Source organism: Marinobacter sp. LV10MA510-1 (genome assembly GCF_002563885.1).
GTDB lineage: Bacteria > Pseudomonadota > Gammaproteobacteria > Pseudomonadales > Oleiphilaceae > Marinobacter.
In genome coordinates, this window is the sequence record NZ_PDJA01000001.1 from 1306484 (window position 1) to 1330677 (window position 24194).

The 24194-nt window shown below is 52.7% G+C and carries 13 protein-coding genes; 1 reads left to right on the plus strand and 12 read right to left on the minus strand.

The window, feature by feature from the left end; translation table 11 throughout:
- Window positions 1–37: 37 nt before the first annotated feature.
- From cysN to ATI45_RS06360, 3 genes are read right to left on the minus strand one after another with little or no spacing between them, the layout of a single operon-like run.
- Entirely contained in the window at window positions 38–1942 is a 1905-nt protein-coding gene (cysN, locus tag ATI45_RS06350; RefSeq protein WP_098418746.1) for a sulfate adenylyltransferase subunit CysN, read from the minus strand.
- Window positions 1942–2847 carry a sulfate adenylyltransferase subunit CysD gene (cysD, locus tag ATI45_RS06355; RefSeq protein ID WP_323807636.1) on the minus strand — a complete coding sequence of 302 codons (906 nt, stop codon included), beginning with the start codon at window positions 2845–2847 and terminating at the stop codon, window positions 1942–1944. Before cysD ends, cysN begins: the two co-directional genes overlap by 1 nt.
- A gap of 44 nt (window positions 2848–2891) precedes the next feature.
- Window positions 2892–3617, minus strand: coding sequence for a helix-turn-helix domain-containing protein (locus tag ATI45_RS06360; RefSeq protein WP_098418748.1), 726 nt, complete (start codon window positions 3615–3617; stop codon window positions 2892–2894).
- Between the two features lie 185 nt (window positions 3618–3802).
- Between ATI45_RS06360 and ATI45_RS06365 the strand changes: the two genes are divergently transcribed.
- Entirely contained in the window at window positions 3803–5530 is a 1728-nt protein-coding gene (locus ATI45_RS06365) for an SLC13 family permease (RefSeq protein ID WP_098418749.1), read from the plus strand.
- A gap of 14 nt (window positions 5531–5544) precedes the next feature.
- On the opposite strand, the gene ATI45_RS06370 is transcribed toward ATI45_RS06365, so the two are convergent.
- The 9 genes from ATI45_RS06370 to ATI45_RS06410 form a co-directional block, all read right to left on the minus strand.
- Complete coding sequence (locus ATI45_RS06370; protein ID WP_098418750.1) at window positions 5545–6456, minus strand: hypothetical protein; 912 nt, start codon at window positions 6454–6456, stop codon at window positions 5545–5547.
- 7 nt (window positions 6457–6463) lie between these two features.
- Entirely contained in the window at window positions 6464–8449 is a 1986-nt protein-coding gene (locus ATI45_RS06375; protein WP_098418751.1) for a glycosyltransferase family 2 protein, read from the minus strand.
- Between the two features lie 77 nt (window positions 8450–8526).
- On the minus strand, window positions 8527–9072 hold the full coding sequence (rfbC, locus tag ATI45_RS06380; protein ID WP_098418752.1) for a dTDP-4-dehydrorhamnose 3,5-epimerase: 546 nt from the start codon (window positions 9070–9072) through the stop codon (window positions 8527–8529).
- An 85-nt stretch (window positions 9073–9157) separates the two neighbouring features.
- Window positions 9158–10489, minus strand: coding sequence for an HlyD family type I secretion periplasmic adaptor subunit (locus ATI45_RS06385; RefSeq protein WP_098418753.1), 1332 nt, complete (start codon window positions 10487–10489; stop codon window positions 9158–9160).
- On the minus strand, window positions 10486–12228 hold the full coding sequence (locus ATI45_RS06390) for a type I secretion system permease/ATPase (RefSeq protein WP_098421670.1): 1743 nt from the start codon (window positions 12226–12228) through the stop codon (window positions 10486–10488). Before ATI45_RS06390 ends, ATI45_RS06385 begins: the two co-directional genes overlap by 4 nt.
- 85 nt (window positions 12229–12313) lie before the next feature.
- A complete protein-coding gene (locus tag ATI45_RS06395) occupies window positions 12314–19048 on the minus strand; it encodes a calcium-binding protein (protein ID WP_098418754.1) in 6735 nt (2244 codons plus the stop codon).
- A gap of 108 nt (window positions 19049–19156) precedes the next feature.
- Window positions 19157–20386 carry a hypothetical protein gene (locus ATI45_RS06400; RefSeq protein ID WP_098418755.1) on the minus strand — a complete coding sequence of 410 codons (1230 nt, stop codon included), beginning with the start codon at window positions 20384–20386 and terminating at the stop codon, window positions 19157–19159.
- Window positions 20387–20395: 9 nt separating this feature from the next.
- Window positions 20396–21424: a sulfotransferase family 2 domain-containing protein gene (locus ATI45_RS06405; RefSeq protein ID WP_098418756.1), complete on the minus strand. Its 1029-nt coding sequence runs from the start codon at window positions 21422–21424 to the stop codon at window positions 20396–20398.
- A complete protein-coding gene (locus tag ATI45_RS06410) occupies window positions 21425–24184 on the minus strand; it encodes a glycosyltransferase family 2 protein (RefSeq protein ID WP_218926121.1) in 2760 nt (919 codons plus the stop codon).
- Window positions 24185–24194 lie beyond the last annotated feature (10 nt).

Sequence of the window (24194 nt, forward strand, 5' to 3'; positions counted from 1 at the left end):
CCAATCTCACCACACCCTGGCAGCTGGAGCTTCCAGTTTAGTTGATCATTCCACGTTCACGCAGTGCTGCAATAACGGCATCAGCGGCTGCTTCCACATCCATGTCAGATGTTTTCAAGTGAACATCCGGCGCTTCAGGCACCTCATAAACGGAATCAATCCCAGTGAAGTTTTTAAGCTCCCCCCGGCGGGCCTTTTTGTAGAGCCCTTTCGGGTCACGGGCCTCAACAACCTCCAGCGGTGCATCGACAAATATCTCGATGAACTCGCCTTCGTCTAACAGCTCCCGCGCCAATTGGCGCTCGCTGCGAAATGGCGAAATAAACGCCGATATCACAATCAACCCGGCATCCACCATCAACTTGGCCATTTCAGCCACGCGACGCACGTTTTCAACGCGATCGGCGTCGGTAAAGCCTAAGTCACGATTCAAACCATGGCGCACATTATCGCCATCCAGCAAGTAGGTATGCTGGCCGTGGGCAAACAGTTTTTTCTCGACCAGGTTAGCAATGGTCGACTTACCCGCTCCGGAAAGCCCGGTAAACCACAGCAGCGCTGGCTTCTGGCCTTTCGCCTGCGCTCGCGCCTGCTTGTCAATATCCACATGCTGGATATGAATATTCTGGCTACGCCGCAAGGCGAAGTGCAGCATGCCCGCGCCAACCGTGTTGTTCGTCATACGGTCGATCAGGATAAAGCCACCGGTATCCTGGTTGTCTTTGTAGGCATCAAAGGCCACCGCACGATTAAGGCTCAGTGTGCAGATACCAATGCCGTTCAGATCTAATTGCTTAGCCGCCGTGTGTTCCAGGGTATTCACATTGACCTGATATTTAATATCCGTCACGGACGCCGAGACCGTTTGCGCACCCAACTTCATCAAGTAAGGGCGGCCCGGCAACAGCGGCGCTTCGTGCATCCATACCAGCGTTGCTTCAAACTGATCTGCCGTGTGGGCTGGATCATCTACCCCTGAAATAACATCGCCCCGTGAAATGTCGATTTCGTCTTCCAGCAGCAGCGTAATTGACTGCCCGGCAACGGCCTCTTGTAAGTCACCGTCCATCGTATAGATCCGCGAGACAGTGCTGGTCTTGCCAGAAGGCTGCACGCGGATTGGGTCACCAGGGCGCACCACGCCGCTTGCCAGCATGCCGGTAAAACCGCGGAAATCCAGATTAGGGCGATTGACCCACTGCACCGGCATACGGAAGGGGGAGCGCTGAAGATGCTCCGCATCCAGCTCGACCGTCTCCAGATATCCCAACAGCGTGGTGCCGTGGTACCAGGGCATTTTGGCACTGTGCTCGATGATGTTGTCGCCTTTGAGGGCCGACATGGGAATAAACGTGATGTTCTCCAAGCCCAGCTGTTTGGCAAAGGTACGGTACTCCTCAGCAACTTCATCAAAACGCGCTTTTGAGTAGTCGACCAGATCCATCTTGTTAATGGCCACCACCAAATGGCGCATGCCCATGACCGACATCAAAAAACTATGGCGGCGGGTTTGCGTCAAAATGCCGTGGCGCGCATCCACCAGTAAAATGGCGGCGTCGGCAGTGGACGCCCCGGTGACCATGTTGCGGGTGTACTGCTCGTGCCCTGGGGTATCCGCCACGATGAACTTGCGCTTTTCGGTCGAGAAGAACCGGTACGCCACGTCAATGGTAATGCCCTGCTCGCGTTCAGCGGCCAAGCCATCCACCAGCAGCGCAAAATCGATCTCGCCGCCCTGAGTGCCGTATTTTTTGGAGTCCGCCTCGATAGCCGCTAATTGATCTTCAAACAGCAACTTAGACTCAAACAGCAAGCGCCCTATCAAGGTACTTTTGCCGTCGTCGACACTTCCGCAGGTAATAAAACGCAGCAAGCCTTTATGCTCGTGGGCTTTCAGATAACCCTCAATATCGTCAGCAATCAGGTCCGATGAATGAGACATTAAAAATACCCCTCTTGCTTTTTCTTCTCCATGGAGGCCGCGCTGTCGTTATCAATCACTCGACCCTGGCGTTCCGACGTTTTGGTCAGCAGCATTTCTTGAATAATGGCAGGCAGGGTATCCGCTTCCGACTCAATCGCGCCACTCAGCGGGTAACAACCCAGGGTACGGAAGCGAACTTTACGCATCATAGGCACCTCACCCGGCGCTAGTGGCATGCGCGCGTCATCCACCATGATCAGCGACCCATCACGCTCAACCACTGGCCGTTCGGCGGCGTAGTACAGCGGTACGATCGGAATATTCTGCAAATAGATGTACTGCCATATATCCAACTCGGTCCAGTTGGATATCGGAAACACGCGAATCGACTCTTTCGCATGCTTGCGGGTGTTATACAGCTTCCATAACTCGGGGCGCTGGTTTTTCGGATCCCAACGATGCTGCGCCGTGCGGAACGAAAAAATGCGCTCTTTCGCCCGGGATTTCTCTTCATCGCGCCGAGCACCGCCAAAAGCCGCATCAAAGCCGTATTTATCCAGCGCCTGCTTCAGGCCCTCGGTTTTCATGATATCGGTATGAAGAGCCGAGCCATGGGTAAACGGATTGATGTCTTTTTCGATGCCTTCCGGGTTGATATGAACCAGCAGTTTCATACCAATCTCGTCCGCGATCTTGTCGCGAAACTCATACATGGCCCGAAACTTCCAGCGCGTATCAATATGCATCAGCGGGAACGGCGGTGGCGCAGGCGCAAACGCCTTGCGCGCCAGGTGCAGCATGACCGCAGAGTCTTTGCCAACGGAATACAGCATGACCGGGTTTTCAGTCTCGGCGACCACTTCGCGCATGATCTGAATACTTTCCGCTTCAAGCCGCTGTAAATGAGTGAGTGATGTCATCATCTGCCCCAACGTTAGGTGAAAAATGTGTTTTCAAGTGCTAAGTGCTAGTTGACCAAACCAATATCAGCAGGTACCGGCACTAACCAAAACATCGTTTGTTGTGCTAACCAGGCCGTAACGTCCGGACTGGATGAAAACCAGGCACCATGAAATACCAAGGCGACCGGCCCTTTACGACCCAGCGCTTGCAGTGCGGCCAGATAATCCTGTGCCAAAGGCGGGTGCTTAAAACAGCGCGTCCACAATCGCCCACGCGAACCGTGCAAATAGAGCTGATAAACCGGCCGTTGAGGGTGCGCCACACGGCGTACACCGCCCTGCCAGAGCTGGCCGGCTTCCTCCAACTTGAAAAACAGCGGCGCAACGGCCTGGCGATACCAGCGCCCCAGCTGCGAGCGCTGCTTCGCCAACGCAGGTAATGGCCAAGCCTCATGCTTCAAGCCTTCGCTTTCCCACCAGTGCTCAATAGCGCGCTGCGTTAACTCAACGCCGTGCTCGTCGTATAAAAGAGCAGAAAGTGCAGCGCTGCTCCAGCCTGGCTGTTCAGCCGTGGGCACGGAATAGAGCACCTCCCAAAGCCGCTGCTGTACAAAAACATCCAATACGTTGGCCTGCCCTTTTAAACGGCCACGGGGGCGCACTGGTACGGCCGCCCAACCACCCTCACGGAATGCCTTCCATGCAGCTGACACCGTAGGCGCGGACAGCCCGGTTTGCTGGCTCACCAACGCGACCGTAAAACCGTCCAAACGTAACTTTACGGCTTGCATGCGGCGCTCATTAAGACGTTCAGGCGATAAATGTTTAATGCTCGACATTGCATTTAACCAACTGTATTTAGTGATTTTTTAATAAATAAAGACGCCCTAAAAACACAACCATTAGACACCATCATAAAAGCTCGCGTAAAATCCAGCAAGTAAACTTCGCATTTAACGTTTTGTAAGGACCCACAATGACCCCTTGGGCCGTTCTATTTTCCATTGCGCTTTTGCTGGCGCTGTTAGTCAGTGGGCGTGTAAAACCCGCCATAGCCTTCGTCACCTTGGCCGGTATTTTTCTATTACTGGGGCTTGTCGACACCTCAACCTTGCTCGCTCAATACACCAACCCGGCGCTTGCCACGCTGTTGCTCTTACTGTTGGTATCGCTGGCCCTTGAACGCTCGCCCCTGCTGGACTGGTTATCACGCCATATGTTGAAGGGCCACCCGCGGCTTGCCACGGCACGGCTGATGGGCAGTACGGCGCTGCTGTCCGCATTCTTGAACAACACCGCAGTAGTGGCCGCTTTCCTGGGGGCTATTTCGCGCCAGCAGCATATCGCACCCTCACGGCTGTTAATTCCGCTCTCTTACGCCTCGATATTAGGCGGCATTACTACCCTGGTGGGCACGTCCACCAACCTGGTCGTGAATTCGTTTACTTTAAGCGCCAGTGGCAGCGAGTTGGGTATGTTCCAATTCAGTTTGGTAGGGATACCGGTGGCGTTGATGACGCTGTGCGTACTGATGTGGCGCGCAAATTCCCTGCCGCACCACCAACCGGAAGGCACCCACGAAAAGCTCGCCTACTTTCTAGCGGCTGACCTTAAAGCCGACTCACCCATGATCGGGAAAAGCATTGAAGAAAACGGCCTACGCAGCTTGAACGGGCTTTATTTAATGGAAATAGAGCGGCAAGGGCGGCTGATCAGCCCGGTCGCACCGGATGAGCAACTTCAAACCAATGACACGCTGGTATTCACGGGAGAAGTCGGCAAGGTGCAAGCCCTGCAGCGTTTCCCGGGGCTGCAGCTATTTGGCCATCAAGCCGATAACCTCCTCTCAACCAACCTGGTAGAAGTGGTGATTTCCCACGAATCCGGGCTTCCAGGGAAAACCCTGCAGGATGTGGATTTTCGTAGCATGTTCAGCGCGGGGGTGGTGGGTATAAGGCGAGGGGAAAAACGCTTGGAGGGGCAGCTGGGGAAAATACCGCTTCGCGTAGGTGACTGTTTACTGCTCGCGGTAAGCGCTGACTTCCGTCAGCACCGCAACCTGGACCGCAACTTCCACCTACTGAGTGGCAGTTTCACCCGGCCGCAGCTGAGCAACAAAGAAAGCCTGTTCACCGTGGGCGGGTTTGCCGCAGTCATCGCCCTGGCCACCGCAAATGTGCTCCCACTATTTCACGGATTACTGATACTGCTGGGCGGGCTGCTGCTGATGAAAGTGATCAGCCTGGCGGAACTTCGCCGCCGTTTTCCGTTTGAACTGTGGTTGATTATTGGCTCGGCGCTGGCCATTGCCCAAGCATTAGAAAACTCAGGTGCGGCAGGCTTATTAGCGACCGGCATGCAGAGCCTGTTCAGTGGCTACGGTGTTTATGCCGCGTTCATTGGCTGCTACTTACTCACGCTTATGCTCACCGAAACCATTACCAATAACGCCGCTGCGGCGCTGGCATTTCCGGTCGCCTGGAGCACCGCCAATGCCTTTGGCGCCGACCCGCTGCCGTTTGTTATGGCCGTGGCGTACGGCGCCAGCGCCTGCTTTTTAATCCCGTTTGGCTACCAAACCCACTTAATGGTGTATTCACCCGGGCGTTACCGCATCACCGACTTTTTAAAGATTGGCTTACCCGTCAGCGTGACCTATTCAACGGCGGTGTTGGTGATTACGCCGCTGGTATTTCCGTTTTGATGGAAACACTCTTTTCAAACCGTCACTTTAGGGGCTCGCCCGCTGGTTAAACCCGCTCTGAGCACCTCATCATTACCCAGCCGCACGATGGCGTCGGCCCATGCCTTTTGATCCATCGGCAACAACAAGCCATTGCGCTCATGCTGAACAATTGACTGATACACCGCGTGATCGGCATAAATGCCCACCGCACCCGCTTGGGTGATGTCAAAAAACTTGGTGGCTGAACGGGCCTGGTTAAAGGCGCCGGGCAACAGGGGTGCCAGGCCCACAATGCGGCCGGGCCGGTTCACAAGAGCTTTATAGGCGGGCCAGCTCATGGGCTGCAGAACATGCACGCGTGGCAGGTGAGAAAACAATTTGCGGATTTCAACATTGCCGATCAGCTCAAAGCTGAAGGCAGGGTCACGCTGCAACACCTCTTCCACCACCGGCAACAGCCAGCGAATCTCCTGCATGTGCGAGGCAGAGCCATGATAAAAAAATGTCTTTTGAGGTAAGCACTCAGCGTAAGGAGACTGCGGCGCCAATACGCGCGGCTGCCAATCACAATACTTATCGGCCAGCCATTGCGTAGACACCCAAAGCTCGACCTTCATCCGCCGCAGCCAGGCCTTGTGGCGCCGGGCTAGCCGGTAGATTTTCCAGCGATAGCGAAGCGGCAACTCCCGGTGAGCGTTCGAATCAAAAAGATCATCGTCCATGAAAAAAGCAAGGCGCCCTAAAGAGGCGCGATGGCGCTCTACCCAGCGCCGCCATTGAGGGGTGAGATAACGCACAAAAACCAGATTCAAGCCTGGCTCAGCTGCAATTGAATCGACCGAGGCACCAAGATCACAAACGCGCAGAGGCTCATTCGCCAGCCAGGGCTTTACGAAATAGTCGCTACTTGGGTTGTCGCCCTGCTCTACCAGAAGCCAGCTCATTCAAGCATCACCATGGCCAATCGATACGTGGATATTTACCCAGCGTGAAATCCGGTTTGGCGTAATTCAGATTCGGGTTGTAGAACGGGTCCCGCTCGATCACATCCGCCCAACGCTCACGCATATAATTCACTTCTCGTTTGGCTCGCGCCTTTTTTTCAGGGGCGTCATCTTTACCCCTGGAAACCGACTCGTAGTGATAAAGCTCAGCGTACGGCGTATAGACCACCCGGTAGCTCGCCTCACGAACCCGCAGGCAAAAATCCACATCGTTAAAAGCAACCGCCAGATTCTGCTCATCCAAGCCGCCCAGTTCACGGTACAAGGAGCGATAGGTCAGCAAGCAAGCGGCGGTAACGGCCGATAACTCCTGTGGTAAAACCGCACGGTTCATATAGCCTGGGTCGTCCGCCTCGATAACACCGTGCAAGTGATTAGCGCAGCCGCCCGGGCCAATAGCATCACCGGCGTGCTGAACCCTGCCATCACTGAAATACAACCGAGCACCCACAGCCCCCACACCAGGCTGTAATAATCTGGAGGCCATTTCCTCCAGCCAATTCGAGCTGATCACTTCCGTGTCATTGTTTAACAGGCAAACCAGCTCGCCGTCAGCATGCTCAACCGCAAAATTATTAATCGCTGAAAAATTAAACGGGTGATCATAAGCCACTACCCGCACCCGAGCATCAGCAGCGATTTCCTCTATATAGGCCAGCGTGTCCGGGCAACGGCTCTGGTTATCCAGAATCAATATTTCATAATCAGACCAGGTGGTTTTTTGCAGAATACTGTCTACGCATGGCTTCAAGAAATTCAGCATGTCGCGGGTCGGGATAACAATGCTGACTCTGGGCAGTTTGGGGGGTAAACCGTAGCGAACACGCACATGATCACGAGCATCGCGTACAACCTGCGCGTCGATGTTGTGGCGTTGTAAATGTGCCAACAGGTGTTCAGGGTGCGCCTGGGAACTGTCAGCTGCCTGATGCCAGAGCACAGCAGGAATATGCCGAATCTGGGCTTCACTGGCTTTTGCACCCACTTCCAGCGCCAACTCATAGGCACTCGGCACGTAACCCAATAAATCACGTACGGCCGCCAATGCCGAGGCCTTAACGAGCAAACAATCCCCGATATAATGACTTACCCGCTGAAACTCCGGCGACCAATCCGGTTTGAAGCGTGGTGCGACGGGTGTTTCGTCGTCAGTCAATAACGCGTGGTCAGAATAGATCATGACCGCGTCAGGGTGGCTTGAAGCCTCCGTTAAAAACCACGCCAGCGCCCAAGGCTCCAGCTTCTGCCCCGGCTGACTGTAAAGTACCCAGCCGTCCAGGCTATTAAGTGGCAGATCATCTTGCAGGCTCGTCCACACACGAACATCGGCTCGAAGCCCTATTTGCGCGTTAATCGACGCGTCGGCCTGGCCTGGCGTCTGGCGTGCGTCCATAAGCACCGGAACAGCAGCTTGGCCAGCCTTGATACCACTCACATGCCGACTCAGCCGCTGTTTCACCGCACGCGTACACGACCAATAATGATCCCGCCACTCAGCATACTCAGGCGCGGGAAAGTGATAGCGCAAAGAGCCCAGCGCACGGTAACTGCGAAACGGCTCAGAAAGTAACTCGCGCCAGCCAAGGTTCAAGCGCTTGGCTTTTTGCTTATCCAGCCCTTGAAAGCTTCCCAAAATACGACGCCAAAGCCAGTACCAGCCCGCCAGGTTGGATAATACCCCAAGAGTGAAGCCATCCGCTGATAACGGCCCTCTCTCATCCTCCACTTCTATCGCCAATTCGTGTTCGGCCTTCGGGCGCGGTATCAACTCAAACACGCGCCCTTTCAAGCTCGCCGGCAGCGGAATACGGCACTCGTGTGTGTCAAAACGGATAACAGCCCAAACACATAAAGTACGGCTTTCGGCAGGCAGGTTAGCATCAATCAGATACCAACGATTGTTGCGGTAAGGCTCAATTGCAAAAGCATTCATTCAGGGGCAACTCTGGCGCATTTCAATAGGGTTGGTATCACAGCTTAACCGTCATCAATAGACTGCAATTAACCCCATCACTCAAAGTGTGGTGCGTCCCTGAAAAACAAACCGTTGCCGTCCTTCTCAGATACTTTTGGCGCCTCCGTCTTCAGAGGCCATTCGATACCGAGGTCCGGATCATCCCAGCGAATGGAGCACTCATTGCCTGGCGCATAGTAATCCGTGCACTTGTACTGAAATTCGGCTTCTTCGCTGGTCACATAGAATGCATGAGCAAAACCAGGCGGCACCCATAGCATTTGTTTATTGTCTTCGCTGAGCATTACACCGACCCACTGGCCAAACGTTGGCGAGCTTTTGCGCATATCCACGGCAACATCAAACACTTCGCCGCAGGTAACCCGAACCAACTTGCCCTGAGGGTTTTCCAGCTGGTAATGCAGTCCCCGCAGAATGCCTTTGGCGGACTTACTGTGGTTGTCTTGCACAAACGTGTACTGCCCGCAGTACTTTTCGAACTCACTTTGGCGAAAGGTTTCGAGGAAGAAACCTCGCTCGTCGCCGAAGACTTTGGGGGTTATTAGAACGACATCCGGGATGCTTAATGCTTTATATTCCATAATCACCACAATTAATAAGTTAAAGGCTTGACAGTAAACGAGTCATCAAACCTGCTAAATAGAAAGTGAGCGCCTTGGCAGAGCCTTAGTGCTCCAGTAGCGACGTATCCAGAACATTCAGTGCGGGTTTCGCCAGATACTCAAACAGCGTGCGGGAGCCCGTCTTAATCACCACTTCCACCGGCATTCCAGGCACCAGACTAAATCTGCCCAGTTGGCGCTCCAGAGATTCCGTCTCCGCCAACAGTTTACCAATATAATAGGCGGAACCATCCTCTTCATTCACAAAACTGTCGGCAGACAAATCTACAAGCTGCCCTTGAACAATGGGCGTGCTGGCCGTATTAAACCCAGGAAAGCGAAGGTCTGCAATCATGCCCACAGCTACGGAATCAATGTCCGAGGGAGAAATCCGTGCTTCAATAACCAGATCGGCGTCTTTGGGAACCAGTTCCATCAACACATCACCCGGCCGAATAACGCCACCAACGGTGTACACAGAAAGCCCCATCACCATGCCTTCCACCGGCGCGCGAATACTCGCCTTGCGAATGCGATCTTCGACAACATACAGCCGCTCTTCCAAATCGTAAATTTCGGACTTAATCCGTGACAACTCATTAGCCGCCTCGGTTTTGGCATTTCGTTCAATCTGAATTATCTTCAAACCAGCCTCGGTTACCCTGACATTCGTACTGGCAATTTCGGACTGATGCTCCGCGATCTCGCCAAGGTACTCATCCCGCTGCCTCTGCAACTCACGAATGCGAAGGTTATTAGACAGTCCGCGGGCGTACAAAGCATCGTATTGCGCAATTTCCTCATCGAACGACGTCACCAGGCGGTTTTTCGCCCCAATGAGCTCTTTCAAGCCACCGGCCTGCAATTTCAACTGTTCAGTCTGCTGCTGTAACACTTCCGCCTCTCCCAAACGAGCAACCCGCCGAGCGAGGAAATGTTCATAGGAAGCCTTGCGCGCCTCGGCGCCCCTACCGTCCTGCTCAGGAATCTCAGGAAATTCAGGTTCTTCTGCTCCGGTTAACTCGGCCAAAAAACGAGCGCTTTCCACTTTAGCCGTCAGCAGCTGACTCGTCAGAATCTGACTCTCAGCCCTCGCCTGAGTATCATCAAGTCGCATCAGCAAATCACCTTGAGAAACCTCCTGGCCTTCCTGAATCAGGATTCTGTCAACAATACCACCCTCATAATGCTGAACCTGCTTTCGATTGCCCTTTACCTTTACCACACCCTGAGCGAGAGCCGCGCTGTCCAGGGGCGCGACAGCTGACCAGATACCAAACACCAGAAACACCAGGACGACAATGGAAACCCCAACCGCCAGAACTCGCCCGTCTGAAGTACCGTCCTTCTGCGCGGAAGAGCCAGAAAAATCGCTCAGTGACTGCAACCCCTTCATTGCGTTGGCCCCTGTGATGACTTCCGGATGACTTTTCTTACGGGAACCGGCGAGGGCTTCGAAGCCTGGTTCATTGCCTCAAGAACCTTGGCGCGATCATCAAAATCCCTCATCTGGCCGTCCGTCAACACCATTATCTTGTCTACAACGCCAACAACCGACATCCGATGCGTAATCACCAGCACGGTAATATTCCGGCGCTTAAGCTCCGACATTGCCCGGGCCAGATCACGTTCACCGGCATCGTCCAGGTTGGAGTTGGGCTCATCCAGCACCACCAACTTCGGATATTTGTACAAAGCTCGCGCAAGAGCGATTCGTTGACGCTGGCCACCGGAGAGTACCCCCCCACTCTGGCCAATAACCGTGTCATAACCAGAGGGCAAACGCAGAATCAGATCGTGCACACCAGCCAACCGGGCGGCCTCTACCACCGCCTCAGAATCCACATCACCAAACCGGGCAATATTATCCTTCACAGTACCGTCGAACAGTTCGACATCCTGAGGTACATAGCCGATAAACGGCCCCAACTGCTCCCTGTCCCATTGAACAATGTCTGCGCCGTCCAGCCGCACACAACCTTTGGCCGCAGGCCAAATACCTAACGCAGCCCGCGCCAGGCTGGATTTACCGGAAGCACTCGGGCCAATAACCGCAACCACTTCACCAGCAGCAATTTTAAAACTTAGGTTTTTCAGAACCGGCTCCTGCGCGCCCGGAGGAACCACAAATACCTGCTCAAACGCCAGGTTACCCTGGGGTTCTGGTAAATTCATCCGGGGTGGCTCTTTCGGCACCTCACCAAGCAATTCAGTAATGCGTTGGTATTGGCTGCGTGCCGCACTAAATCCGCGCCACGCACCAATCAGCTGATCAATAGGCGCTAACGCACGGCCCAGCAAAATTGAACCGGCAATCATAACGCCCGGGGAAATCTCCTGTTCCAGCACCAGGTACGCACCAAGGCCCAGAATGAGCGATTGCACAAGCATCCGGATATTGCGCGAGGCATTGGTCAAGCCAGCCGAACGAACACTCGCGTTCGTCTGCAGCGCCTGAACTTCCTGATGAAGAGGCTGCCACTTTCCGCGCACATTACCCAGCATGCCCATGGCATGAACGGCCTCTGCGTTCTGAAAATTCCGAGTCAGCAGCTGGTTAACGCCAACGGATTTTTTGCTTGCCTCCTGCAGCAAGGGATTGGTCAAATACTCGTTGACAAATGCCAGCACCAGCAACACAACAGCAGCACCCACTCCCGTCCAGCCATAGAGCGGGTGAAACGCAAACATAATGGCCAGATATACGGGCAGCCACGGAGCATCCAAAAAGGCGAACAGGCCATTGCCGGTTACAAAATTCTTCAGCCCGAACAGATCCTGCAAGCCTTGCGAACCACTGTTCGGCGCCGCACGAAGCTTATTTACAAAACCCGCATCAAATAAACGGGTAGCAAACAAACCATCAATGCGCCCACCAAGCGCAATCAACACCCTGGAACGTACCCACTCCAGGCCACCCATAGACATCATCAGAAAGGCCATTATCAGTGTCAGCACCAACAGAGTGTTGTAACTGCCACTGGTAATAACCCGATCGTAAATCTGCAGCATGTAAATAGCTGGCACAATCATCAGCAAATTAATGCAGAAGCTGAACAACACCACCAGCCAGAACGAACGCTTGCACAGGGAAAATATCTCCCTGATCAGGCTTACTTGGGTTTTGTCTTGCATAAAATACCAGCTGAAATACACGAAAAAGCGACCCTGGCCTTTTAGCCAGGGTCGCTGTAAAAACAACTCAGAGGTTGCGAAGGGATTAAGCGGCTAACACATCATCCTGTTTAACACCGTTTACCAGAATATCGTAGCCGATATCAGTCTGATCGATGGTAACAACTGCTGCGTCGCCCGATCCGTTGTCGATATTGAATTCAAAGTGCTCTGTATTAGCAACATAATCAAACCCTTCAAAGTAGTTATCGAAACCAACATCTTCAACAGCCACTGCACTGATGTAGTCAGACGGTACTTCAACGATTTCCGCAGCGGCGTCTAAAGCTTGCGGCAACACTTCCAAGGTGTAGTTGCCAAATTCCGGCCCATAACCGCTTTCGACGCTTACATACACAGTTCCTGTGCTGTTTGAAGTGAACTGAACGAACCCCACGTTTTCATCATAATTAGTGACCCGTTCACCTGTATGATCGCCAAACTCATCGGAAACGTCTAATATCCGCGGATCACTCCCCTGCCCGTCGGTGTAGTCACCCCGGCCACGAATAACGTAAGTTTGCCCGGCCTCAACAGCCACCGCGTACATGTCCACATCCTCTTGAGACTCGAATGCAGAGCGCACGCCATTTCCGACTGTAAGTGCAACGGAAGCTTCCTGAGGAGTATCTCCAACTGCATCGCGCGCATACTGGGAATCCAGATTGATCTGGTACAGGTCACCCAAGCTGCTGGTACCGATCGTTACATTGGAACCGTCAACAAGCACTGAAATCTCTGGCGCACCATCCGAACCGCCGTAGTACTGGGAGTTGTATACCGCCGTATCATCACCACCGGCGCCATCAAGAAAATCATTGCCATCCCCACCAACCAGAATATTGGCTCCATCGTGGCCAATGATTACATCATCGCCGTAACCACCTTCAATGGTGACGGTACTGGCGGGACTGAGATCCAACTCCGCATAATCATTTACAACAATGTAGTCCCTGTTCCCAGTACCAATAATACTTGCCGTGCCGTCCTCATTAACAATCACGTCGGGCTGACGATCATCAGCGTAGGAGGATACGCTAACACCCGGATCAATATTGAAGGAAGCGTAACTAACCGGCCCATCGAACCAGATATGTTCAATATCGTTTAACTGATCCACTCCAGTGTAACCATCTTCCAACCAAAGGTCGGTCACAGTGGCGTTGTAATTCGCATCAAAAACAACGCTGAACAAATCTACATCATTTACATAAAGAGTGTAGTTGTCGCCGCCGTTATCACGAACCCCGGCACTCCAGCGGCCAACGCTAGTAAACTGTTCATACGCGCTGTCATCATAATTCGAGTAGTAAACGCTGTCGTAGCCGGCACCACCGTTCATGGTGTCATTGCCGTCGTTATAGCCAGTGGAGAAGCTGTTACTACCGGCATGACCAGTCATAACGTCATCGCCCTCGTTCGCTTGGAAATCAATGGTCGCAAACTCGTTGGATGCATCCACCTCAGTGAAATCTGCGGCGTTTAGTACGTCATCCTCAGTGCTGCCATAAATAAAGCCACTGCCATCGCCATAACCTTCCGCGTAAGGACGGTCAGCAATAAATCCGCTGACCTGATATTCCCCACTCGGCAACACAGTGATATTCATCGTAGACCCATTGGGTATCGAGATCTCAACCGAATCAATTCCAGTGAGTGTGTCCCGGCCCGAATCGTTATCCGCAGCCCAAAGATCCTCGACGAAGCCATTGCCCTGCGCGTCCAGCGCAACGTGATACAAATCCTGGCCGTTGGCATAAACAGTAATGGTGCCATCCCCATTATCGCGGAAGTCAAACTCAGCGATGTTTACAGGGTTATAACCAAACTCGTCATCTTCACCGAAGAGGCTTTCCCAGATCTCATAGTCGCTGAAATAAGACGCTGTATCATAACTGGCGCCGCCAATCAGTTGATCGTTCCCGCCACGGCCCTCGAAGCGAATAAAGGCATTAACATTGGAAGAGTCGACCTCAACAAAGTTAGCTGCATTGAGAACTTCGCCACCACCGCTGCCGAAAATATTGCCACTGCCTTCGGAACCACCCCAACTCTCGGCATAAGGAACATTGCGATATCCACCGTCAATGTTATAGCCAAAACCTTCCTGATAGTTGATATTAATCGTGCCAACGGCTGTCTCAATTCGAACTCCGTTGATATTCTCAACCGTGTCGTAACCCGTATCGCCATCAACAGCCCACAGATCCTCTACCCAGCCTTCTCCCGAAAGATTCACGCTGTACAGATCCTGGCCATTCACAAACACCGTGATGGAGCCGTTATTCTCCTCCCGATACCAGAAATCGACGCCTTCCTCGGAATCCCAGAATGGGTAGAATGCGGTCTCATCAAGTGAGCTGTAATTGGCCGTATCCCATCCTGCGCCAGCACCACCATCGATCTGATCGTCTCCGGCGCCACCTTCAAACCAGTTACTTCCAACATGGCCGGTGAGAATATCATCACCACCACCACCGATAAGCGAAACATAAGAAGACTGATCAAACACCGCCGGATCAAATCCGTTATCAGCGCCCACAATTAGCTCATCACTAAACTGAGTACCTTCCAGATAACCGTTCCAGGGATCAGTGCTGATATCAGGGTAACGGGTACCAGACACCTTATAGCCCTCATCCGTTATCTCAATTTTGAGCTCATCAACCATGCCTTCAACTTCAATCGCCTGGATGCCGGTAAGGGTATCTGTACCCAGATTTTCCGGCCCCGGCCGAAGATCCGTAACAGTGCCCGTATTATCGGGCTTGAGCTGAATCAGCAGCACATCGATCCCGTTTTTGGTGACCGTCAAAGTGCCGTCATTATTATCGCGGTAATCCAGCGAAATCGAATAATCACTCAGGTCGGCCAATTCATAAGCTGCTGTGTCGTAACCAAAGTTACCATGAATTTCGTCGTTCCCTTTGCCACCCTCAATCCAGTTACTTCCAGTATGGCCTACAAGAACGTCATCCCCTCCGTAGCCTTGGATATCGATCCAGTCATTGTCACCAAACTCCGAAAACGCCGGATGATCACTCACATCGATTGTTTCAGCATTATTGGTGCCGCCAATCTCGCCGTTCATTCCCCATTCGTTAGTCTCAACCTCAACATACTGCTGGTCTTGTGTCTGGAATACATACTCGCCAGTATCTGCGTCAAAACCGATTTCGATTTGCCCGCCATCCGTCTGGATGTAAACCGACTGAACGCCAATCAGAGTATCTTTGCCGTATCCGCCAACACCCGTAGTCAGATCCTTTACCCAGCCGTTTTCGCCATCCATGAAGATTCGCATCAGCGAACCTTGGTCATCCTCCACATACAAAATGCCGTCTGACGGGCTCACACCTGCCCAAGGAGACTCCTGAGACCCACGACCATCAAATACATAAACAGCCTCTTGGTCGCCAGGGTTTTCGCCATTGAGCGCTCGATCACCGGCGTAGAATACGTCATCTCCCTCGCCACCGAAGAAAAAGTTCTCACCATTGCCGCCAACAAGAATATCGTCACCAGCCCCACCGTGGATATCGACCCAGGAGTCCAGCGTGGTGCCTTCGGGAAGCAGGTTATTTATGATAATGTCATTGCCCTGGCCATCCCCGCGAATGGCACCCTCATTAGCCCAGTCGCCGGACAATTCCGTTGTAACACCGCCGAGCGCACCCGGGCCACGACCGATAATACCGTCGCCCGTAAACTCGATCTGAAGATCCAGCTCATAAGCCTGAGCCGCCAATTCGGGCATAGGGCCTTTGTGCTCTACCAGGTTGCCATCAACATCCAGAATGAAGAATTCGTATTCGTATTCGTTGTCAGATGGCTGTTCGCCAACAATTACATATTCATCACTCGCGCCGGTATCTGCAAAACGCTCAAGAGTGAAGCTCCCAGAAGAACGCAGTTGCTGGCCATTTTCATCAAGTATTGGCGTTACCGAATTGCCTACAACCAATACGTAACCGTCATTAGTGAGCTGAAGGCTCGCATTGCCGAGTGTATCGATAATCTCGCCGGGTTGTGGGTCTACAACGGGTTCGGACAGGATGCCATCGCCGTTTAGGTCGATGCCGATAGCCAGTTCCTGTTCTACAAAACTGGCCGCAGCGCCCTCTGCGGTCTCGCTGGCCAACACTCCAGCCGCACTGAAATACATCAGAGCAATGTTGCCGTTCGTCAACTGCTTGACCGCCACAAAACCTTCATCTTTAGGTTCAGCGTGGGTCAGCGTATATCCCGAGTTATCTGCCAACGGCTGGCCGCCATCAGTCAGAGCAACCGTAGTTCCTGCCACTTCCACCTGGTATTCACCGTTAACGGTTTTCAGGATGGCAGAGCCTTCCGATTCGATCGTGTTGATTACGTTGGGCACCTCGACTTGGCCATCACCATTGATGTCCAGATTCAGATCCGCTTCGCGATCCAGGTAGCTGTCGCCAGACGACCGACCGGTCCAGTTCACCAACGTGCCGGTCTCATTGAACCAGCGCAGGCTCACCGTGCCATCCGGGAAATTCATCACCGCCACGTAGCCGCCGTCAGACGCTGGTTCCACGTGAGTAAACTCATAACCCGCATCCGCTGAGAACGGAGCACCACCGTTCGGGCGCGCCAGAGCCACATCCCCGCTGGGTGTGGAGACCGTGTACACATTGTCCACCAGCTTCAACGTGGCATTGCCGGCGCTTTCAACCACCACCTCAGGTATTTCCGCTGCCTCAATCTGGCCATCACCATTGATGTCCAGATTCAGATCCGCTTCGCGATCCAGGTAGCTGTCGCCAGACGACCGACCGGTCCAGTTCACCAACGTGCCGGTCTCATTGAACCAGCGCAGGCTCACCGTGCCATCCGGGAAATTCATCACCGCCACGTAGCCGCCGTCAGACGCTGGTTCCACGTGAGTAAACTCATAACCCGCATCCGCTGAGAACGGAGCACCACCGTTCGGGCGCGCCAGAGCCACATCCCCGCTGGGTGTGGAGACCGTGTACACATTGTCCACCAGCTTCAACGTGGCATTGCCGGCGCTTTCAACCACCACCTCAGGTATTTCCGCTGCCTCAATCTGGCCATCACCATTGATGTCCAGATTCAGATCCGCTTCGCGATCCAGGTAGCTGTCGCCAGACGACCGACCGGTCCAGTTCACCAACGTGCCGGTCTCATTGAACCAGCGCAGGCTCACCGTGCCGTCCGGGAAATTCATCACCGCCACGTAGCCGCCTTCTGACGCCGGTTCCACATGAGTAAACTCATAACCCGCATCCGCTGAGAACGGAGCACCACCGTTCGGGCGCGCCAGAGCCACATCCCCGCTGGGTGTGGAAACCGTGTACACATTGTCCACCAGCTTCAACGTGGCATTGCCGGCGCTTTCAACCACCACTTCAGGTATTTCCGCTGCCTCAATCTGACCATCACCATTGATGTCCAGATTCAGAGCCGCCTCTTGCGCCAGGTAGCTGTCGCTTGACGACCGACCGGTCCAGTTCACCAACGTGCCGGTCTCATTGAACCAGCGCAGGCTCACCGTGCCGTCCGGGAAATTCATCACCGCAACGTAGCCGCCTTCTGACGCCGGTTCCACATGAGTAAACTCATAACCCGCATCCGCTGAGAACGGAGCACCACCGTTCGGGCGCGCCAGAGCCACATCCCCGCTGGGTGTGGAAACCGTGTACACATTGCCCACCAGCTTCAACGTGGCATTGCCGGCGCTTTCAACCACCACTTCAGGTATTTCCGCTGCCTCAATCTGACCATCACCATTGATGTCCAGATTCAGAGCCGCCTCTTGCGCCAGGTAGCTGTCGCCTGACGACCGACCGGTCCAGTTCACCAGCGTGCCGGTCTCATTGAACCAGCGCAGGCTCACCGTGCCGTCCGGGAAATTCATCACCGCAACGTAGCCGCCTTCTGACGCCGGTTCCACATGAGTAAACTCATAACCCGCATCCGCTGAGAACGGAGCACCACCGTTCGGGCGCGTCAGAGCCACATCCCCGCTGGGTGTGGAAACCGTGTACACATTGTCCACCAGCTTCAACGTGGCATTGCCGGCGCTTTCAACCACCACTTTAGGTATTTCCGCTGCCTCAATCTGACCATCACCATTGATGTCCAGATTCAGTTCCGCCTCTTGCGCCAGGTAGCTGTCGCCTGACGACCGACCGGTCCAGTTCACCAACGTGCCGGTCTCATTGAACCAGCGCAGGCTCACCGTGCCGTCCGGGAAATTCATCACCGCAACGTAGCCGCCTTCTGACGCCGGTTCCACATGAGTAAACTCATAACCCGCATCCGCTGAGAACGGAGCACCACCGTTCGGGCGCGTCAGAGCCACATCCCCGCTGGGTGTGGAAACCGTGTACACATTGTCCACCAGCTTCAACGTGGCATTGCCGGCGCTTTCAACCACCACTTCAGGTATTTCCGCTGCCTCAATCTGACCATCACCATTGATGTCCAGATTCAGTTCCGCCTCTTGCGCCAGGTAGCTATCGCCTGACGACCGACCGGTCCAGTTCACCAGCGTGCCCGCCTCATTGAACCAGCGCAGGCTCACCGTGCCATCCGGGAAATTCATCACCGTCACGTAGCCGCCGTCAGACGCTGGTTCTACATGAGAAAAGCTGTAAGCTACGCTATCCTCAAAGGGTGTCGCGCCATCAGCGCGCATCAGAGGCACATCACCGTCATCAGCCTCTATGGTGTAAACGTTATCCACCAACTTCAAGAAAGCAATTCCAGTTTGCTCAACGTAGGCCATACCCGGTTCCTTGTATTAATTATTAATGATTATTATTGGTTTCCAAAATTCGTGCTTCGCATTTATCAGTCGTTCCCCACTCTCTGTAAAGACTTTGCTTCATGGGTGCTACTGAGCAATAATCTTTTTTACCTTCTTTAACGCTTCACCCTGGGGATTCATCGATAGTGCCTGATCAATTATATGCGAGGCGAGCTGAGAAAATCCCAGCCTATTAAATGCCAATGCCGTCTCGCGCAGCGCCACGTGGGATGGCAGACCGGCTTTTCTGCATTCAGCTGTAAAGGCATCAGTAAACACGGACGTATCATTGGAACCATCTTTGCTGGGAAGCGATCGAGCACTTGCGAGGAGGCTAAATGCCGCAGGCTCCAGGGACTTGTCTTCAGACACTTTCAAATAGGCATTTCTTAACGGCTCCACTTGTGACTCAGCCCATTTGAACAAATCCTGTTCACTCTCACATGCGCCCTCAGGCGCAATACTTTCGTGCAAACTAACTCCAAGCCGCTGTTCCATCCACTCAATTTCACCCCGATAGGCTTCCAGTAAAGGAGCCACTATGTTGTCGCCGAAGTGAAACCTGGGGCCTTCCAGATGGCGCGCTGCTAAAACCAGCTTACTGTTCGCTACTCCCGTTAAAGCACCCTTTGCCGAATTTATCTTTCTGTTCTTGTATATCACCGAGAGGGCTGCAAGATTGAGCGATTGATTGTCGTCAATTACTTCTTTAGGTGCCTGACTTATACCAACGCGATGATAGAAATCAGATACCACATCCTGCCCAGACAAAACATTACGATCAAAAAGGACATACGTCACAGCAGCTGGACCAAAGATATCCTCCAAAGACTCAAATCGCTGCTTATATTTTGGAAAATGGAGCTCTGGCCGGAAGAAAGCACCTCCATTTTTTATTACTTCCTGAAAAGCGCTCTCGGTATAACTGACGGGCCTTCTCACATAGGCAATTACTTGAAACTCGTCAAATCTGACCGAAAGGGCCGCCTTCAGGTTTTTAAGAATTTTACTATTTCCCTCCAACGAAAGGTCCTCGCCGGAAATAACAAGCGTTCGGTCTGCGTGCTTTATCTGCTCCTCGAAATGAGCTAGCCATTTAATGCGATAGCTATCCACATCAGACGGTTTGTCATAACCCCTGAACCTCAGTCTCGGATGACCTAAAGGCTCTTCGCCAAAGAGAGTCCGAAGGGCTACAGAATGATTCGGATTATCCAAAGTCAAATACTGAAAATCAGGGCTATCTAATTGCGAAATAGCCCCCTGTATGGACGTTGACCCCGTCTTATGCATACCTACATGGATAACACACTTCATTCAAATTCCTTACAGATAAAAGGGCGAATTACGAATATTTGAAACCGAACCTACTGGGCGAACTTCCACAACTGACGGAACTTCAGGAAAGCTTGATAGATCGCAACTAAAGGCGCAATCCAAGCCAAAGTTATCCATCAAATCAGCTCTTGGCCTATTCGCCTTTATCGTTGTGTAATGCTGACCGTTAACGAAAATATCAAGAAATACCGGATCCGCTGAATTCTCTCTCCGGCCCCAGCCAGAAACCCGGCAGCGGTCACAGACATCTATTCTGCCATGGACAACGCCAAAGCGACGCTCTCTGACTGACTTTGCTTCTTGATACAACAACTTGTCAAACCCAATAAGAGGCATCAACGCATCTATCAGGCCTTCGTTATTTTCAGAAAGGGAAGAATCTGCGTCATTACGAGAATTCTCTGCAGGCACCATCTCCGGCGTCTCCAAGCCAGCAGCCAAAGCCAACTCTGGCAAGTCCCTGTCAAACGACTCGACAAAACCAAAAAAATCCAAACCCTCAAGTGCCTTCTTCGCTGACGTCAGATCCTCCGCATCCACGGCGCCGCCACCAGCACGCAAGTATCGTACCTGCGTATTATCCAGAAGATTCCACTCCTGTTGTGTCAGGTCCCGGACAAAACCGGCAACGTCCGACGAGTCACTGAAATCTAGCGCACGTAGCTTAAGGGCGAGAACCCGGATGTATTCCGGATGTTCAGAGAACCTTTTTTCTTCACCAGGCATCGCCAGTCTTCTAATCCATGCGAGATGGGAGACAATATGGCTTTCAGGTTGACGAAAAAAAGTGAATTTAAAATACTCTGTCAGATTGAGCTTTTGCCCGAATTCAGAAAGCGTCCTGTGTCCCGCAAGATAATTTTTTCCGGCGACAAGCTCCGGCCTCGACTCATCATTATCCCACAATGGCTGACTTTCCAAGTGAAAAAGGCAGCGAGAGCGCCCCAACCTTTCCTCAAAAAACTTGTTTACTGAGCTACCAGCAGTCTTTGCAATATGCACAAAAAGATATTTCATTTAACGCCCAATTGAGAAATCTTCACGGTCTTTAGTCAGGTTCTGGCTATAGTAAGGGTCTGCATCAAGCAGGTGACCCCAGCGAGAGCGCATATAGCCAATCTCACTCCCGAAGCGCTTCAATTTCTCGGGAGAATCTTCCGCACCACGGCTGATCGACTCATGATGGTAAAGTTCCGCATAGGGTGTCCACAGATTTCTATAACCTGCCTCGCCTACTCTCAGGCAAAAATCGACATCATTGAACGCAACAGTAAGATTAGTTTCATCTAGCCCTCCCACTTCTTTATAGACTTCTTTCCTGACCAACAGGCAAGCAGCAGTCACTGCGGAAAGGTTCTGAGGGAGGATTAATCGATGGAAGTAACCGAAGCTGTCTCTATCAAAATACTTGTGAGAATGGCCAGCAACCCCGCCCAACCCCAGGATTACTCCGGCATGCTGAATCTGCCCGTTGTCGTAGTAGAGCTTGGCACCAACACAACCAACATCTGTACGTGATGAGTGACGCACCATCTCCGTTAACCAATCGGGACTGATCACCTCGATATCATTGTTAACCAGCCCCACGATGCTTCCATTACTCTTGGCCACACCAAAGTTGTTGATCGCAGAATAATTGAACGGGTAATCGTATCTTTCAACTCGAACGCGTTTGTCTTCATCTTGAATTTTATCAAAAAATTCAAGAGTCGAGGGTTCAACACTACCATTATCGAGAATCAGGATTTCATAATCAGCATAAGTCGTTTTTTTTAGGATGCTTCGGACAGCAACCTCCACCAACGCTCTGCGATCACGGGTTGGAATCAGCAGACTAACCAGCGGGTTTGGCTTTGCGATCGGCCATTTTACACGATAGGTATTTGGCACCAGCCCTTGCTCTACTTCAGTACCGTCAGGTCCGTTCGCTGCAAAATAATCATGAAGCGCCTTTAGGCCCGCCTCTGTTGTGTAACTTTTCTGTCCGGAATCCCGTGCCGTAGAGCCCTCAATAGCTCGCCAGTGATACAGTACATGCGGTATGTGCACAATCTGTTCAGGTTCGACGAAAGGCAAACACCTGAGTAAAAGATCCTGATCTTGACTACCCTCTACTCCGACTCGGAAGCCACCAACTTTTTTCAGAAGCTCCGTTTTATAAACGCTGAGATGGGAAACGTAGTTTTGAGCAAAAAAAAGATCAGGATTCCATGCGCTTTTGAAATGAGGGTCAGACCGAGCGCCTTTCTCATCAATTTTGTCCTCATCACTGAAAAAGACAACAGCATTGGGCTGACTATCAATTGCCTCTGCCATCAACAAAAGCGCATGAGGCGACAGTGAGTCGTCATGATCCAGAAGCGCTACATAACTGCCCGTAACGATTTCAAGAGCACTGTTAGATGCTTCAGAAATATGGCCATTGCGCTCCCGGAAAACCACTTTAATCCGCTCATTAAGGGCCTGGTATTCTGCCAAAACACCCCGCACCTGCTCTGAAGGAGATGCGTCATCTGCCAGACAAAGCTCCCAATGGGGATAAGACTGGACCAAGACAGACTCTATGCAATCACGCAGCCACGCTGGCTCAGGGTTATAAACCGGCACCACGATGGAAATGACATGCGTCTGCGACAAACCGCTGATCCGTTCGGCCACTTGGCCGCGATCGGGCATCGCTGGCTGTTCAACAGCCTGAATCCAGTCCTCATACTCAAGTGCTCCGGGAGGCTCCGCAAAACTTTCCTGATATCGCGAATGCACCAACTCCTCAAAACCAAGCTCAAGCTCTGCAGCATCTGATCCAATTTGCGCCTGAGTTTCGTCAGGCGACAGCCCATCGTATTGAAAGCCCGGCTGCACCAGATGCCCCAAGCATTCCGTAATCGCGTCATCGTGATCGACGGGCGTGAAGGAAACGCCATCTATCCGAAAAAGCCCCGGCTTCTCCTTGGGGTCCAGGCGGACCAATTCCGCACCGCGAGGGAGATAAACAAGCCGACGGCAAACTTCATCCCGGTTGACCATCAAGGTGATGCTATCTGCCTCTGAAAACCCGCCTCCGGATTTGAAATAGACCTTGGCTCTGTGCCTGCTGCCGGGAAAATCCATGTGCAGGCGAGCATCGTACCAGCCCGGAGAGAGATCCAGAGGTTTGTCCTGGTCTAATACCAGAAAATAAGGATCCAGCCCTTCAGAAAGCCAGTGATACGCTCCTTCAATACGTCTGGTGACTTCATTGACTGGCCTGAGGCGCAAACCGGAGCCCCCATTGAGAAGGCGAAAATAATGTGAAAGCCAAGGCGCGCCATCCTCCAGGTCTACTGGTAATTCATCCAAACACCGCACGATGACGTCGCTTACGGAAAAACTGACCTGGGAATTCGCAGGGTCAAGCCTCAACCCCTGCACCTCTCCGGGCGAAAAAAATGCCAGACAGACCTTCCCGTAACCAGCGGCCACCTTTTTGGTAATCACCAGGTCCTCTTCATAGCCCTCACCGAGATTCATATAAACCTGATGCTCTGTGTCAGTATCAGCGGCAAACACATATTCCAACACCAGCCAACCAGCCGTTGACAGTGGGTCGTGGTTATCGGGATTAAGGTAAAATTGCGGGTCATCACTATGACTCCGCCACTGATAGTCTGCACCAGGTGCCAAAGGTGTGAGGCCCTGCAACGGGATCAATGATACGGCAGAGAAACCTGCAGCCGGCTTAACGCCCCTGCCCAGCATTCTTCTACCAATTATTTTTACTGATTTAAAAATTCCCATAAATCCTTTT

Coding starts and splice junctions, on each gene's coding strand:
- rfbC (WP_098418752.1), bottom strand. CDS start 9,072: ATGGAATATAAAGCATTAAGCATCCCGGATGTCGTTCTAATAACCCCC.
- ATI45_RS06395 (WP_098418754.1), bottom strand. CDS start 19,048: ATGGCCTACGTTGAGCAAACTGGAATTGCTTTCTTGAAGTTGGTGGAT.
- ATI45_RS06365 (WP_098418749.1), top strand. CDS start 3,803: ATGACCCCTTGGGCCGTTCTATTTTCCATTGCGCTTTTGCTGGCGCTG.
- ATI45_RS06360 (WP_098418748.1), bottom strand. CDS start 3,617: ATGCAAGCCGTAAAGTTACGTTTGGACGGTTTTACGGTCGCGTTGGTG.
- cysN (WP_098418746.1), bottom strand. CDS start 1,942: ATGTCTCATTCATCGGACCTGATTGCTGACGATATTGAGGGTTATCTG.
- ATI45_RS06400 (WP_098418755.1), bottom strand. CDS start 20,386: ATGAAGTGTGTTATCCATGTAGGTATGCATAAGACGGGGTCAACGTCC.
- ATI45_RS06390 (WP_098421670.1), bottom strand. CDS start 12,228: ATGCAAGACAAAACCCAAGTAAGCCTGATCAGGGAGATATTTTCCCTG.
- ATI45_RS06375 (WP_098418751.1), bottom strand. CDS start 8,449: ATGAATGCTTTTGCAATTGAGCCTTACCGCAACAATCGTTGGTATCTG.
- cysD (WP_323807636.1), bottom strand. CDS start 2,847: ATGATGACATCACTCACTCATTTACAGCGGCTTGAAGCGGAAAGTATT.
- ATI45_RS06370 (WP_098418750.1), bottom strand. CDS start 6,456: ATGAGCTGGCTTCTGGTAGAGCAGGGCGACAACCCAAGTAGCGACTAT.
- ATI45_RS06385 (WP_098418753.1), bottom strand. CDS start 10,489: ATGAAGGGGTTGCAGTCACTGAGCGATTTTTCTGGCTCTTCCGCGCAG.
- ATI45_RS06410 (WP_218926121.1), bottom strand. CDS start 24,184: ATGGGAATTTTTAAATCAGTAAAAATAATTGGTAGAAGAATGCTGGGC.
- ATI45_RS06405 (WP_098418756.1), bottom strand. CDS start 21,424: ATGAAATATCTTTTTGTGCATATTGCAAAGACTGCTGGTAGCTCAGTA.